General features: G+C 67.9%; 8 protein-coding genes and 3 pseudogenes. All 11 read right to left on the bottom strand.

The features are described 5' to 3' along the window. Positions 1 to 26 precede the first annotated feature (26 nt). The 11 genes and pseudogenes from BJF89_RS17480 to BJF89_RS17430 all read right to left on the bottom strand — a co-directional run bounded on the left by BJF89_RS17480 (position 27) and on the right by BJF89_RS17430 (position 13,581). Positions 27 to 1,234: pseudogene (locus tag BJF89_RS17480) on the bottom strand (acetate kinase). 17 nt (positions 1,235 to 1,251) lie between these two features. Further along, positions 1,252 to 2,667 (bottom strand): phosphate acetyltransferase, encoded by a 1,416-nt coding sequence (pta, locus tag BJF89_RS17475; protein WP_075816340.1) that lies wholly within the window; start codon positions 2,665 to 2,667, stop codon positions 1,252 to 1,254. A gap of 203 nt (positions 2,668 to 2,870) precedes the next feature. After that, positions 2,871 to 3,821: a sulfite exporter TauE/SafE family protein gene (locus tag BJF89_RS17470; protein WP_083651096.1), complete on the bottom strand. Its 951-nt coding sequence runs from the start codon at positions 3,819 to 3,821 to the stop codon at positions 2,871 to 2,873. Next, positions 3,818 to 4,588, bottom strand: coding sequence for a sirohydrochlorin chelatase (locus BJF89_RS17465; protein ID WP_075816339.1), 771 nt, complete (start codon positions 4,586 to 4,588; stop codon positions 3,818 to 3,820). Before BJF89_RS17465 ends, BJF89_RS17470 begins: the two co-directional genes overlap by 4 nt. A gap of 40 nt (positions 4,589 to 4,628) precedes the next feature. Continuing rightward, positions 4,629 to 5,939: pseudogene (locus BJF89_RS17460) on the bottom strand (sulfate adenylyltransferase subunit 1); the annotation flags it as partial. Continuing rightward, positions 5,939 to 6,871, bottom strand: coding sequence for a sulfate adenylyltransferase subunit CysD (cysD, locus tag BJF89_RS17455; protein WP_075816338.1), 933 nt, complete (start codon positions 6,869 to 6,871; stop codon positions 5,939 to 5,941). The gene cysD and the pseudogene BJF89_RS17460, both read right to left, overlap by 1 nt. Continuing rightward, positions 6,853 to 7,698, bottom strand: coding sequence for a phosphoadenylyl-sulfate reductase (locus BJF89_RS17450; RefSeq protein ID WP_075816337.1), 846 nt, complete (start codon positions 7,696 to 7,698; stop codon positions 6,853 to 6,855). The genes cysD and BJF89_RS17450 overlap by 19 nt, the downstream gene beginning before the upstream one ends. A gap of 392 nt (positions 7,699 to 8,090) precedes the next feature. Then, a pseudogene (locus BJF89_RS17445) lies at positions 8,091 to 9,925 on the bottom strand (ABC transporter ATP-binding protein). Beyond that, entirely contained in the window at positions 9,922 to 11,583 is a 1,662-nt protein-coding gene (locus BJF89_RS17440) for an ABC transporter ATP-binding protein (protein WP_075816336.1), read from the bottom strand. Before BJF89_RS17440 ends, BJF89_RS17445 begins: the two are co-directional and overlap by 4 nt. Before the next feature lie 65 nt (positions 11,584 to 11,648). Next, on the bottom strand, positions 11,649 to 11,843 hold the full coding sequence (locus BJF89_RS17435; protein WP_075816335.1) for a hypothetical protein: 195 nt from the start codon (positions 11,841 to 11,843) through the stop codon (positions 11,649 to 11,651). 25 nt (positions 11,844 to 11,868) lie between these two features. Then, positions 11,869 to 13,581, bottom strand: a complete 1,713-nt coding sequence (locus BJF89_RS17430) for a nitrite/sulfite reductase (RefSeq protein ID WP_075816439.1) — start codon at positions 13,579 to 13,581, stop codon at positions 11,869 to 11,871. Between the last annotated feature and the right edge of the window lie 360 nt (positions 13,582 to 13,941).

The raw sequence follows: 13,941 nt of genomic DNA, 5'->3' as shown, positions 1-13,941 counted from the left end.
CGGTGGCACTCGTCGGGCGCCACCGACTACATCTCGGACAGTTCCTTCGCCGCACGGGCGATCGCGAGTTCCTCATTCGTCGGCACCACGAGAACCTTCACTGCCGAATCGTCGGAAGAGATCACCCGCGGGCCTTCGACACCCTCGTCGTTGTTGTTGCGTGACTCGTCGATGACGATGCCGAAGTTCTCCAGGTCCGCCATGGTGTCACGGCGGATACCCGTGTGGTTCTCACCCACACCGGCGGTGAACACCACCGCATCGAGGCGCCCCAGCTGCAGCATGAACGCGCCGACGTAGCGGCGTACGCGGTGCACGTAGATGTCGTAGGCGTCCTGGGCGTTCTGGTCGCCCTCGTTGATCAGTTCCTGGAGGAGACGGAAGTCGTTCGCACCCGCCAGACCCTTGAGCCCGGAGCGCTTGTTGAACAGGGTGTCGATCTCGTCGATGGTCATCTTGCCCTCGCGGTAAAGGTGGAAGATGATGCCGGCGTCGATGTCACCGGTACGCGTGCCCATCACCAGGCCCTCCAGCGGGGTCAGTCCCATGGTCGTGTCGACGGGGTTGCCGCCACGGATGGCGGCCATCGAGGCACCGTTGCCCAGGTGCAGGGTGATCTGGTTGATGTCGTCGGCGTCCTTCCCGAGAATCTTCGGGACGAGCTGGGAGACGTACTGGTGGCTGGTCCCGTGGAAGCCGTAGCGCCGGATGTGGTACTGGTCGGCGACCTCACGGTTGAGTCCGTACCGGGACGCGCCTCCGGCAGGCTGTGGAAGAAAGCCGTGTCGAACACGGCCACGTGCTTGACGTCGGGCAGCAGGGTACGGGCGTTCTCGATACCGTCGATGTTGGCGGGGTTGTGCAGGGGTGCCAACGGGATCAGCGAACGGATGTCGTCGACGATCTCGTCGGTGATCACCACCGGCTCGGAGAACTTCGAGCCGCCGTGCACGACACGGTGACCGACCGCGGAGATGTCGAGGTCCTGGGGGCCGGCGCCGAGCAGCGACATCATGCCGAATGCACGCTCCAGGCCGACGGAGTGGCTCAGGATCGAGCGGCGGTCCTCGATGGTCTGGTCTTCGGTGACCAGCTTGATGTGTCCGCGGTTCTCACCGATCTGTTCGACGAGACCGGACAGGAACGGAGGATCCTGCGGGTCTGCGTTCAGGTCGAGGACCTGGAACTTGATGGACGAGGAGCCGGAGTTGAGGACGAGGACATAGTTGGTCATGTGTGGTGGCCTTTCGGTTAGTTTCCGGCCTGGATGGCGGTGATGGCGACGGTGTTGACGATGTCGGGGACGGTCGCCCCACGGGACAGGTCGTTGACCGGCTTGTTCAGTCCCTGCAGGATCGGGCCGACGGCAAGGGCGTCCGCCGTACGCTGGACGGCCTTGTAGGTGATGTTGCCGGCGTTGAGGTCGGGGAAGACGAAGACGGTGGCCTTGCCCGCGACATCGGAACCGGGCATCTTCTTCTGACCGACAGACTCGACGACGGCGGCGTCGAACTGCAACGGGCCGTCGATTCCCAGCTCGGGCGCCTGCTCCCGGGCGATGGTGACGGCCTCCGCCACGGCCTCGACGTCCTCACCTGCACCGGAGGTGCCGGTGGAGTAGGACAGCATCGCGACCTTGGCGTCGATACCGAACTGTCCGGCGGTCTTGGCCGAGACGACCGCGATCTCGGCGAGTTGTTCCGGAGTCGGGTTGGGGTTCACCGCACAGTCGCCGAACGCCCAGAGCACCCCGTCCATGACCATGAGGAAGATCGAGGAGACGATGGAGGCGTCCGGGGAGGTCTTGATGATCTGGAAGCTGGGCTTGATGGTGTGCGCGGTGGTGTGGGCGGCACCGGAGACCATGCCGTCGGCCATGCCGAGGTGGATCATCATCGTGGCGTAGTAGGAGATGTCCTTCATCGTCTCGCGTGCGTCGTCGATGCTGACCCCCTTGGACTTGCGCAGCTCGGCGAATTCCTCGGCGAACCGCTCCAGGTCATCTCCGCTGGTCGGGTCGGTGAGGGTGGCGGAGCTCAGGTCGTAACCGAGTTCATGCGCGCGGGCGGCGATGGCCTTCGGGTCACCGAGGATCGTCAGGTCGCACACCCGGCGTGCGAGCAGCTGGTGCGCCGCCTCAAGGATGCGGTCGTCGTCGCCCTCGGGCAGGACGATGTGCGCCTTGGCTGCCCGGGCCTGGATGATCAGGTTGCGCTCGAAGGATTCCGGGCCGATGACGGGTGTGCCGGGTTCGGCGGAGCTGACGGACTCCAGGGCGACGAACGGTACCGCCGTCCCCTCTGATTCCAGCGCGGAGGACGAGGCCTGGGGCCGGTCGAGCAGGGAGATACCGCGCGGTTCGCGTCCCGAGCGCACCAGCTGGCCGGACACCTGCTGGAGCTGGAGGTGGTCCTGCTCCCCTGCCGCGATGAGGAAGTGGGCGACTCCGGCGGCGGCTGCCAGCCGGGAGTCGAACATGGGCTCACCGGTGGCGATGAGGACGTCCACGTCGCTGGACAGTGCGGTCTCGAGGGCGGCACCGAAATCCGGCGCCGCGGGACGGAGAGTCTCGAAGATGTCGGTCACCTGGCCTGCCAGGCTGGTGATCAGTTCGTCTCGGCGTCCTGCGGCGGTGGCTATCGGGCTGAGCACTGCTCGAACGGTCACGGGGTCTCCTTACATGGTTGACGGTCCCCGTCACGTCCGGTGCCTGGTGACGCTCCCGGAGCGTGGGGATGTTCCTCCCCCATTGTGCCGTGAATCACTGACACCGACCAACGTGGAACTGTCTTAATGGTCTCAATACCCCCATTGCTGTGTCTTATCCCACTCACGCGGGGGTGAAACCGGCGCTCTCTGCCGGCGTCACCTCACCGGGGTGCATCTACGGCGATAACTACCGGGTCGGAGGAGTCGGACGTCTCGTCCTGCGGGTCGTCGTTCCCCGCCCGGTGTCCCGCGGCACGGAGTCCACGGAGTCCACGGACCACGGCGACCAGGCACACCACCACGACCACCGAGGTCAGCACACCGCCGAACCATCCGAGTGAGACGCTGACCCGGGCACCGTTGAGCCCGACCAGGACGGCGCCGACGATGCCGCCGAGAATGTCGGGTTTGATGACGGTCACGATCCAGGCGGCGATCGGTGCACCGATCAACCCACCGATGAGCAGGCCGAGGACGGGTTGCCAGGACTCGTGCACGCGGTCGAGACCGACGATGAATCCGGCAGAGGCCGCCACCGCGACGAGGAACTCGGCGGTGTTGACCGTGCCGATGATCTTTCGGGGTTCGCTGCGCCCCACACTCATCAATGTCGAGGTGGTGACCGGGCCCCACCCGCCGCCGCCGGAGGCGTCGAGGAAACCTCCCCCGAGCCCCAGGGTGACCAGGCCGAGACGGGACCGACGGGTGGCCGACGCCGGCGCACCGTCCGCCGCCGCCGTCTTCTTCCACGGCACGAGGATGCTGCGGATCAGGACGTACGCCCCGAGCAGGAGCAGCAGCGTCGAGACAACGGGCTCGGCAGATTCCGCGGACAGGCCCGCGAGCACCGTCGCGCCGATGAACGCACCGACCGCCCCGGGGATTCCGAGGAAGATCACGGTGGGCCAGTGGACGTTGTTGAGCCGCCAGTGGGCGATCCCGGAGAACAGCGTCGTCCCGACCTCGGCGAAGTGCACCGCCGCGCTGGCCTGGGCCGGCGCGGTGCCCGATAGAATCAGCATCGTCGTGGCCGTCACGCCGAACGCCATGCCGAGGGCCCCGTCGACCAGCTGAGCCATCAGGCCGGCCACGGCGAACAAGAGCAGCTTCATCGGGTCGTCCCTTCGTCCTGTGGCGGGTGGTCACTGAGTCGTGCGGCGATGAGGGGGGCGATATCGGTCGCCAGCGGCTCCCCGACCGCCACGGAGCGGGCGACGGAGGAGATGCGGAGTGCCCGGACCGCGTTGTCCCAGAGCGTGCCGGGACAGATGAACAGGGGTTCCACCGCGATCCGGTCGGCTCCCCGCCGGACGGCATCCTCTACGCGGGTCACCAGGGCATCCGGCCCGGTTCCGGGCCCGCCGGTGGCGACCAGTGCGTGGGCCCCCACGCCGAGTCGTCGTCCGACGGCGTCCGCCAGGTCGGCGACGCGGTCGTTGGCGCCGTCGACACTGGACCCCACCGAGTAGAGGACGAGATGGTCGGCCGCACCACCGTCTCCGCGGGCACGGATGCGGGAGGCCAGCAGATCGGCGAGGTCGTCGCCGGTGCCGATCCCCGCCGCCTGCCGCAGTTCCACCCCCGTCTCGGCGGTGGCCTGCGCCAACGCCTCGGGGACGTCGGTGGTCATGTGGAATGCCGTGGTGAACAGGAGTGGCACGACGACGACCTCTGACCACCCCTCCGCAGCGAGCAGTCCGGCGACCGTCGTCGGCGTCAACGGGGAGAAGTCCAGGTACGCCGCCCTGCTGTCGCGTCCGGTCAGGTCGGCGACGGCACGGGCAATGTCGACCACCGTCCGGTCCGCCTCCGGGTGCCGGGAGCCGTGCGCCAGGCACACGACGGGAGACAGGGAACCGGACCGGACAGTGGTGGACATCAGTGTTCCGGGGCTCAGGCCTGGGTCTCCCCGGTGACCAGCCTGCGGTGAGCGTGTCACCGGTACCGGGGTTGATCAGCAGGAAGGACCCGACGCGTCCACCACGGCGGTACGCCTCGAACGGGAGCGGCTCGGCGACCGTCACGCGCACCTCGGCGATGTCGTTGAGTGCGAGCTCGGTGCCCAGGTCCCCGTCCTCGCCGGTCTCGTTCTCATCGAGGATGTGGACACGGCTGATGATCTCGTCGACCCGTGCACGTACGGTGGCGGACCCGTAGCGCAGCAGCACATTACCCCGCAGTTTCACCGGGGTCTCGGCAAGCTGGAACACCAGTGCGGTGGCCGAGGTGGACGGGGTGGGAGCCGGATCGCCCTCCACCTCGGAGGCGATGAGGTCACCACGGGAGATGTCGATGTCGTCGGCCAGTCGCAGCGTGACGGACTCGCCGCGCTCGGCACGGTCCTGGTCACCGGCCGGGCCGTCGATTCCGACGACCGTGGTCGTCCGACCGTCCCGGCCACCGACGGTGACCTCGTCACCGACGGCGATCGAGCCGGAGGTCAACCGTCCCGCGTAGCCACGGTAGTCCGTGGCGTGGTCGCGGATGACGACCTGCACGGGGAAACGCAGTCCGCGGACCTTGCCGGCGTTGATGCGGGCCGGACGGGCGTTCTCCAGGATGTCGAGGACGGTCGGCCCGCCGTACCAGGGGGTGTTCTCCGACGGGGAGACGACGTTGTCCCCGAGCAGCGCCGAGGTCGGCACCACGTCGATCTTCGGGAGCTTCAGGTCCTCGGCGAGTTCACGGACCTCGGAAGTGATCGAGCGGAAGACTCCCTCGTCGAAGTCGACGGCGTCGATCTTGTTCACGGCGACGACGACGTGCGAGGTCTTCATCATCGCGGCGACGGTGAGGTGACGACGGGTCTGTTCGATGACGCCGTTCCGGGCGTCGATGAGCACGATGACCAGGTCAGAGGTCGACAGGCCGGTGACGGTGTTCCGGGTGTACTGGACATGGCCCGGGCAGTCGGCGAGGATGAAGGACCGCTTGTCCGTGGCGAAGTAGCGGTAGGCCACGTCGATGGTGATCCCCTGCTCCCGTTCGGCACGCAGCCCGTCGACCAGCAGGGAGAGGTCCGGGTTCTCCAGGCCTTTGGCGGTCGAGACCCGTTCCACGGCCTCGTACTGGTCGGCGAGGATGGACTTGGTGTCGTACAGCAGGCGTCCGACGAACGTGGACTTTCCGTCGTCGACGGAACCGGCGGTGCACAGCCGTAGGGTGGGGACGGTGCCCGGAGTTTCTGCGTCGCTCACGGGAGCCTCCAGTGTGGCAGTCGGTGCAGTCATCAGAAGTAGCCTTCCTTCTTGCGGTCCTCCATCGAGGACTCGGAGAGTTTGTCGTCGGCACGGGTGGCGCCACGTTCGGTGGTGGTGGACAGGCGGATCTCGTCGATGACCTCGTCGATGGTGCCCGCGTCCGAGAGGACTGCACCGGTGCAGGACATATCGCCGACGGTGCGGTAGCGCACCGTCTTCGTCTCGACGGTCTCGCCCTCGGCCGGCCCACCCCACTCACCGGCGGTCAGCCACATGCCGCCGCGGTTGAAGACCTCACGGTCGTGGGAGTAGTAGATCCCGGGGATCTCCACGTCACGGTCCCGCAGGTAGTCCCAGATGTCTGCCTCGGTCCAGTTCGAGATCGGGAACACGCGGATGTTCTCGCCCGCCTGGTGACGGCCGTTGTAGAGACCCCACAGTTCCGGACGCTGCCGCCGCGGGTTCCATCCGCCGAAGGAGTCGCGCACGGAGAAGACGCGCTCCTTGGCGCGGGCCTTCTCCTCGTCGCGGCGGGCCCCGCCCAGGACGGCGTCGTATCCGCGGTTCTGGATCGTCTCGACCAGCGGGACGGTCTGCAGCGGGTTACGGGTCCCGTCGGGACGCTCCTGGATCGCGCCGGAGTCGATCCAGTCCTGCACGTGGGCGACGTGCAGACTGATGCGGGGATCCTCGGCGACACGGTCACGGAACTCGATGACCTCCGGGAAGTTGTGGCCCGTGTCGACGTGCACCAGCTCGAACGGCACGGCCGCGGGCGCGAAGGCACGCTTGGCCAGTTCCAGGACGACGACCGAGTCCTTCCCACCGGAGAACAGCAGGGCAGGACGTTCAAACTGGCCGGCGACCTCACGGAGGATCTCGATGGCCTCCGCCTCGAGGCTGGCCAGGTGGGGGCTGAGTGTGGGGAGTTCTGTCGCAGTAGTCACAGGTGGAGTCCGCATTCTGTCTTGGAGGAGTTGGCCCAACGGCCGGAACGGGGGTCTTCGCCGGGGGCGACCGGCATCGTGCAGGTGGCGCAGCCGATGGAGGGGTAGCCCTGCGTGGTCAGCGGGTGGATGATCAGGTCGTGGTCGTGGATGTAGTCCTCGACGTCCTGCTCGGTCCATGCGGCGATGGGGTTGATCTTCAGCCGGCCGGTGCGGTCGACGTCGAGGATCGGGGTGTCCCTGCGCAGCTCGCTGTCGACCCGCTTCACACCCGAGATCCATGCCTCGTAGGGGTTGAGCATCCGGGCGAGGGGCTCGACCTTGCGCATACGGCAGCAGGCTGTGGGGTTGCGCTTGTACAGGTCGCGGCCGTAGACCTCGTCCTGCTTCTTCACCGGGTAGACCGGTTCGACGGTGCGCAGCGGCAGGGTGTACCGCTCGTCGACGTCGCGGGCCACGTCGAGGGTCTCGTCGAAGTGGTAGCCGGTGTCGAGGAAGACCATCTCGGCGTCGTGGACACGGCCTTCGGTCAGTTCCGCCAGGACGGTGTCCTGCATGGACATCGTCACCGCGACAGTGCCGGTGACGTGCTCGTTGACCCAGTCGAGGATCTCTTCGGCGCTGGCACCTTCAAGCGTGCCGTTCCATTCGTCGACGAGGGCGCGGTGTGCCGCGGTCTGTTCTTCACTGAGCGGTGTCGTGGTCGTCGGTGCGTCGGGGGGGCTCACCTCGGGGTCGGTGAGGTCCCGGGCGTCCTGTGTTCCCGAGACGCCGGAAACGCCGGACGCGCCGATCAGGCCGGTGAGCGTCGCGAATCCGACGTCTGGTCCTGTGTTCGTCATTCCTGCTCTTCTTCAGTCGGGGTTTGCGGTGTCGGGCTGTCGTCGTCACGTTCCGACCGGCGCCCAACAGACCGGTCGGTCTGCGGTATGAGTCACCAGACTAGAGCAGAGACCTCCCCTGAGCAACCAGAATTTCGTGTATGGACACAAACTCTGTTTGTCTTTGCTGCTGATAGCATGTTTATTCTCTAGACCGAGAGGTCTGCAACGACCCTCCGGGGACGCCTCGGTGCCACTCCACGCCGGGTTCCATTCGCGGTGAAAGCCGCGGTGCACGCGCGCGTACCGGAATCAGTGATCCGCCGTCACCGATGCCGCGGATCCGGTACGCGCGCACGCATCCGGACCCACCTCGCCCCCGCAGCGGGTCAACTACCTCCCGCTACCTCCCGCTACCTCCCGCGCGACCAGACCTCCCACAGACGCGCATAGCGTCCCCCGGCCTCGACGAGGTCGTCGTGGGTCCCGTTCTCCACGATCCTGCCGTCCTCCATGACCAGCACCTCATCGGCAAGGCGTGCCTGGTCCAGACGGTGCGCCACCGTCAGTGCCGTCCTCCCCTCCGTCAGTCGACGGGCCGCCGCCTCCAGTGCCTGGGCCCCCGCCGACCCCGCCTCGGCCGTCGCCTCGTCGAGGACGACGACCCGCGGATCCCGCAGCAGGACCCGGGCCAGCGCGATCTGCTGGGCAATCACCGGGTCAGGCACCAACCCCCGCGCACCGACCACGGTGTCCAGGCCGGCCGGCAACCGGTGGAACCAGTCGAGCGCCCCGACGGCGGCGAGTGCGTCGACAAGCTGCCCGTCGTCGGTCCGCTCAGAATCCACGGCCAACCCCAGGTCATCCCTCAATGTGCCGGAGAACGTGTGCACCTCCTGCGACACCAGGGCCAACCGGGCTGCACGCTCGTCGTCGGACAGGGCGGTCACCGGGACCCCGTCCACCGTCACCGAGCCGGCAGTGGGTTCCCGGAGCCCGGCGAGCAGCGTCGCCACCGTGGTCTTGCCCGCGCCGGACGACCCGACGAGGGCGACGGTCCGTCCCGGCTCGATGGTGAAGCTGACGTCCTCCACCGCCCAGGAGTCGTCCCCGTAGCGGAAGTCCACCCCGTCCAGACGTACCTCGCCACGTGCCTCAGGCGCCCCGGCGTCCGGCACCGGACGGGGCGGATCCACCGTGACACCCACGATGCGGGCCAGGGAGGCGTAACCGGACTGTGCGACGTCGAGCACCCGCATGATCTGCTGCAACGGTCCACGCACCCGGATGAGCATCAGTGTCGCCGCCGTCACCGCACCGACACGCAGGACACCGTTGTCGACGAGCACGAATCCCAGGACGATCGCCGTCGCCAGCATCACCAGCTCCGCGATGAGCATCTTGTTCATCAGCACGACCATGACCCGGTTGGCGTTCACCGCATTGGTCATGACCTGGCGGGAGGAGTCCGCGATGCGTTCATGCATCTCGTCCTCCATACGGAAGGCCCGCACCGTGGCACGGCCGTGGATGGCCTCCAGGACGCGCCGCGCCCGCAGTCCCATCGACGCACGCTCCGCGGCGTACAGTGCCGGTGCGCGACGCAGGTAGGACCGGGCCGCCAGCCAGTACACGGGCGAGACCACCAGGATGATCAGCAGGAAACGCCAGTCCACCGTCACCAGGCTGACCGCCGTGGCACCGATGACGAACACCGCACCCGACAGGATCGGCAACGCTCCATGATCGCCGCCGACACCTGGGCGACGTCATCGGTGGACCGGCTGACGACATCGCCGGTGCCGGCGTCCTCGACCGAGTGCATGGGCAGCCCCAGCGCGGTGCCGACCATCTCCTCACGCAGGTTCGCGATCAGCCGCTCGGAGAGCCGGGCGAGGATGAAGTAGCCGGCACCGTTGAACACTCCGGCACTGACGGCGACGACGACCATCAGTCCGGCGGTACGCCACAGGTCAGTCTCCGCCTGCGCCAGCTGGCCCGCCGCCGACCCGGCCGCCGAGGACACGATGTCCACGATGCGCCCCAGCAGGCGGGGGACGGTCACGGTGCAGGTCGAACCGACCGCCAACAGCAGGAACGCGATGAGAGCCTGCCGACGGGCCCGTGGCACCTTCCTCGCCTGGGCGGCAACCTCCCGCCGGGCCTGAGCCCAGGTGGCCAGAGGGAAGGTCCGGACGGGGCCGTCCCCACCGTCGGTCTTCGGACTTGTCAGGGACGCGGCCCTCATCGCTGCTCCTCCCCGGTCGCGACCGACGCAGGTGTGGGATCGGCGCGCCCGACGAGGGCGGCGAACTCGGCGTGCGTGATTTCATGCTCCGCGGCGACATGCCAGGCAGGCGCATCGCTGATGACCAGGACCCGGTGCCCGGGACGACCGTCGCCGGCATAGAGCGCCGCGACACGCTCAGCGATGTGCTGTTCGGTGACCGAGTCCACCGCGGTGGTCGGATCGCTCAGCACCAGCAGCTCCGGGTCCGCCGCGATGGCGCGTGCCAGGGCGACGCGTTGCCGCTGCCCACCGGACAACCGCCGTCCTCCCTCCCCCACAGACCGTTCCGGTCCCCCCGGGATGTCGGAGCAGTCGGCGACCTCGAGGGCGCGCACAGCCACCGCCGGGTCCGGGTGGACGTTGTCCCGTAACGGGCCGTCGAAGAGATCCGCCCCGTGCGGGGCCACGGTCACGCGGTGACGCGGCAGCCGGAGCAGTGCCGACGTCACCACCGACGTCACCGCAGACGGGTGGCTCCCACCGCCGGTCCCCCGCACGACGGTGACCCCGGCAGGCAACGCCGCCAACACTGCATCGGTCGTCGCGTCCGACGCCTCGTCCGGTGTGGCGTACGGAGAGGTGAGAACCTCCTGCACGCGGCGCCCCGACGCCGACGAGATCGCCACACGGGTGGCGAAGTTACGTCCCAGCATCGTCATCGGCACGACGACATACTGCGACAGGCCCACGACGGTGATCAGCTGCCCCACGCTCAAGCCGTCATGCAGGGCGATCCACCCGGCCGTCACACCGATGGCGACAACGTAGATCGCCCCCACGGACTCGGTGACCATCGTCAACCGTGCTTCGGCGGCGTTGGCCCGCACCGTCGCATCGAGGGCCCTGGACGAGTAGCCGTGGTACCGGCGGCGCATGGTGCGCACCACGCCGAGGCCTTTGACGATCCGCAGCCCCTGGACCGCGTCCGCAGCGACGGCCGCCGCCTGCGCCAGAGCCTGCTGGCGGGCCTGGGCCCGACCACGCAGCGGGCGGGCGGCGCGCACCGACAGGGCCACCACCAGCGGGGCCCCGACCAGAACAGCGAGACCGAGCTGCCAGTGGATCGACAGCACCACGACGGCGACGTAGAGGATCGAGCCGAGTTCGGCGATCGGGAAGACCGTCATCACCACGATCTCCGCTGCCTTGTTCGCGTCCGTGCTCGCGATCGACAGCAGCCCGCCGGCGGTACGTTCCCGTCCGTCGGTGCTGCTGATCCCCCGCGGGTCCTGGATCCGGTCGGTGACCGTGGTGCGCAGGTCATGGCTGAGCTGCTGGAGGGTGATCTCCGTGTACCGCCGCGCCAGCCAGACCGCCACCGCATTGAGCAGGAACAGTCCGGCCAGCAGGGCGACCCACAGCACCAGCCGGTTCCACCGCCCGGTGGCGACGGCATCGTCGATGGCACGTCCGACCACGATGGATGTGGTGGCGTTGCAGATGAACCCCACCAACATCCCGACGGAGGCGATGAGCTGGACCGGGCGCTGGGCGACGGCGAGCTTCAGCAGCCAGCGACGGTCGGCGGGGTCCGGGAGCTTCGAGGGGAAGCTGCGGAGGAGGCCGGATCTGATCGTGTCACGCCCGGTACCGTCTGTCTCCGCATCTCCCGCCATGACGGTTGAGCCTACAGGACGGGCAAGGGTGCCCTATATCCTCTCGGCGTGCGCTCGCGACCGGCTCAGACCCCGCGGTCGATGTGCCCGTGCAGCTTCACCGAGAACACCCGGCAGCAGTCACGGCACTGCCAGGCGTTGTCGGTCTCACTGTCCGGGAACAGGTTCTCTGACGTGCAGTAGGGACAGTTCATGACGGTGGCCCTCCTCGGGTTGGGGTGTGCGCTCTTCCCGGGGATCCGGGAGTTCGTGTCATCCATTCGTGTCATCCATGGTGTACCCCGCCTACTGCAGGACGGCCTCGTCGGCTCGCAGCACCCAGTCACGGAACTGCTCGCCTTCGTCCCGTTGGTCCTTGTAGTTCTCCACGACGCGGACGATGTAGTCGTCCAGCTCGGCGGATGTGACCTTGTGGCCGCGCAGCTTCTTACCGAAGTCCGGGTGCATTCCGACCGCCCCACCGAGGTGGACCTGGAAGCCTTCCACCCGGTTGCCGTCGTCGTCGGTGACGATCTGGCCCTTCAACCCGATGTCGGCCACCTGGGTCCGCGCGCACGAGTTCGGGCACCCGTTGAGACTGATCTTCAACGGGACGTCCAGGTCACCCAGACGCTCCTCCAGCTGGTCGGTCAGGGTGATCGCACGCTGCTTGGTGGTCACCAGGGCCAGCTTGCAGAACTCCAGACCGGTGCAGGAGATGATGTCGCGACGGAAGGACGAGGGCCGGGCGGACATCCCCTCGGCGTCGAGGGCGTCGAGCAGTCCGTCGACGGCGTCGGGTTCCACGTTGAGGAAGATCAGCTCCTTGTCCGGGGTGGTACGCAGGTCGGTGACACCGTGGGCCTCTGCCAGGTCGGCGAGCCGCTGCAGCTGGTCGCCCTCGGTGTGCCCGACGGTGGGCTTCACGCCGACGTAGAACCGTCCGTCCCGCTGCTCGTGCACGCCGACGTGGTCACGGTACCCGGGGAAGACCTCCGGTTCCGGACCGTCGGTGAGCTTGCGCCCGAGGTAGTCGTCCTCCAGGATGCGGCGGAACTTCTCGATGCCCCAGTCGGCGACGAGGAACTTCAACCGTGCCCGGTTGCGCAGTTTGCGGTAACCGTAGTCACGGAAGATGCGGACCACCCCGCACCAGACCTCAGGGACCTCGTCGATCGACACCCAGGCGCCGAGACGCTGGGCGAGCATCGGGTTGGTGGACAGTCCCCCACCGACCCAGACGTCGAAGCCCGGGCCCTTCTCCGGGTGTTCCGAGCCGATGAAGGAGATGTCCTGGATCTCGTGGGTGATGTCCTGGCGGACCGACCCCGAGATGCCCGACTTGAACTTACGCGGCAGGTTCGCGAACTCGTCGCGGGTGAGCCGGTTCTCCTTGATCTCCTTGATCGCCGGGGACGCGTCGATGATCTCGTCCTTGGCGATACCGGCGACCGGCGAGCCGAGGATGACACGCGGCACGTCACCACAGCCGAAGAAGGTGTCCAGGTTGACCGAGGCCAACCGGTCCCAGATCTCGGGGACGTCCTCGATCCGGATCCAGTGGAGCTGGATGTTCTGCCGGTCGGTGAAGTCCGCGGTGCCACGGGCGAAGTCGGACGAGATGCCGCCGATGACACGCATCTGCTCGCTGCTCATCATGCCGCCGTCCAACCGGATGCGCATCATGAAGTAGCGGTCCTGGAGTTCGGCGTTGGACAGCAGGCTGGTCTGCTCGCCGTCCATGTCCTGGCGGCGCTGGGTGTACATGCCGATCCACTTGAAGCGCGGCGCGAGGTCCTCGGCAGGGATCGAATCGAAGCCCTGTTTGGCGTAGATCTCGCGGACGCGGTCGGCGACGGCGAGACCGGCGTCGTCCTGCTTGATGCGCTCGTCGTTGTTCAGCGGCTTTTTGCCGTCGATGAGCCACTGCCCCTGAGGCTTCGGGGCAGCGCGGTCCGCCTTCTCCTCGTCAGTGAGTTCCCGTGGGGGCGGTGGCGCGGCAGCCTCGGCCTCCTCCAGCGCCTTGGCCGCCTTCTGGACGGCCTTGCCTGCCTTGAGCTCATTCCAACGGGCCTTCCGCGCCGCCGAGAACAGGTCCTTGTTGTCGGGGTCGGCGTCGGCCGCCGCTTCAGCCTCCTTGGTGGCTGCGGCGAGCTTCACCTGCTCGGCCTCCACACGCGCCAGCTCCTCACGTGCGGCGGTCACGGCGGGGTCCTCCGGGGCCGCAGGCGTGGCGGCAGCTGCATCGGCCGCGGAGGCATCCTCCGTGGCCGGTGCGCCCGACCCGTCCGTGCTCTCCACGCCCAGGACGGACTCGACAGAACGTACCGCCCGGGCTGCCTGCTGTTCAGCAGAGCGGGTGTCCTTCGCCGCGTCGGC

It is taken from the genome of Corynebacterium sp. CNJ-954 (genome assembly GCF_001942345.1).
In the GTDB taxonomy this organism is placed as follows: domain Bacteria; phylum Actinomycetota; class Actinomycetes; order Mycobacteriales; family Mycobacteriaceae; genus Corynebacterium.
The sequence above is the reverse complement of the archived record's forward strand: the minus strand, read 5'-3'. Positions and strand labels throughout refer to the sequence as shown.

What these genes read in the sequence shown, in the direction of transcription:
- BJF89_RS17470 (WP_083651096.1), bottom strand. Translation starts at nt 3,821, where the DNA reads ATGAAGCTGCTCTTGTTCGCCGTGGCCGGCCTGATGGCTCAGCTGGTC.
- BJF89_RS17440 (WP_075816336.1), bottom strand. Translation starts at nt 11,583, where the DNA reads ATGGCGGGAGATGCGGAGACAGACGGTACCGGGCGTGACACGATCAGA.
- BJF89_RS17465 (WP_075816339.1), bottom strand. Translation starts at nt 4,588, where the DNA reads ATGTCCACCACTGTCCGGTCCGGTTCCCTGTCTCCCGTCGTGTGCCTG.
- BJF89_RS17435 (WP_075816335.1), bottom strand. Translation starts at nt 11,843, where the DNA reads ATGGATGACACGAACTCCCGGATCCCCGGGAAGAGCGCACACCCCAAC.
- BJF89_RS17450 (WP_075816337.1), bottom strand. Translation starts at nt 7,698, where the DNA reads ATGACGAACACAGGACCAGACGTCGGATTCGCGACGCTCACCGGCCTG.
- cysD (WP_075816338.1), bottom strand. Translation starts at nt 6,871, where the DNA reads ATGCGGACTCCACCTGTGACTACTGCGACAGAACTCCCCACACTCAGC.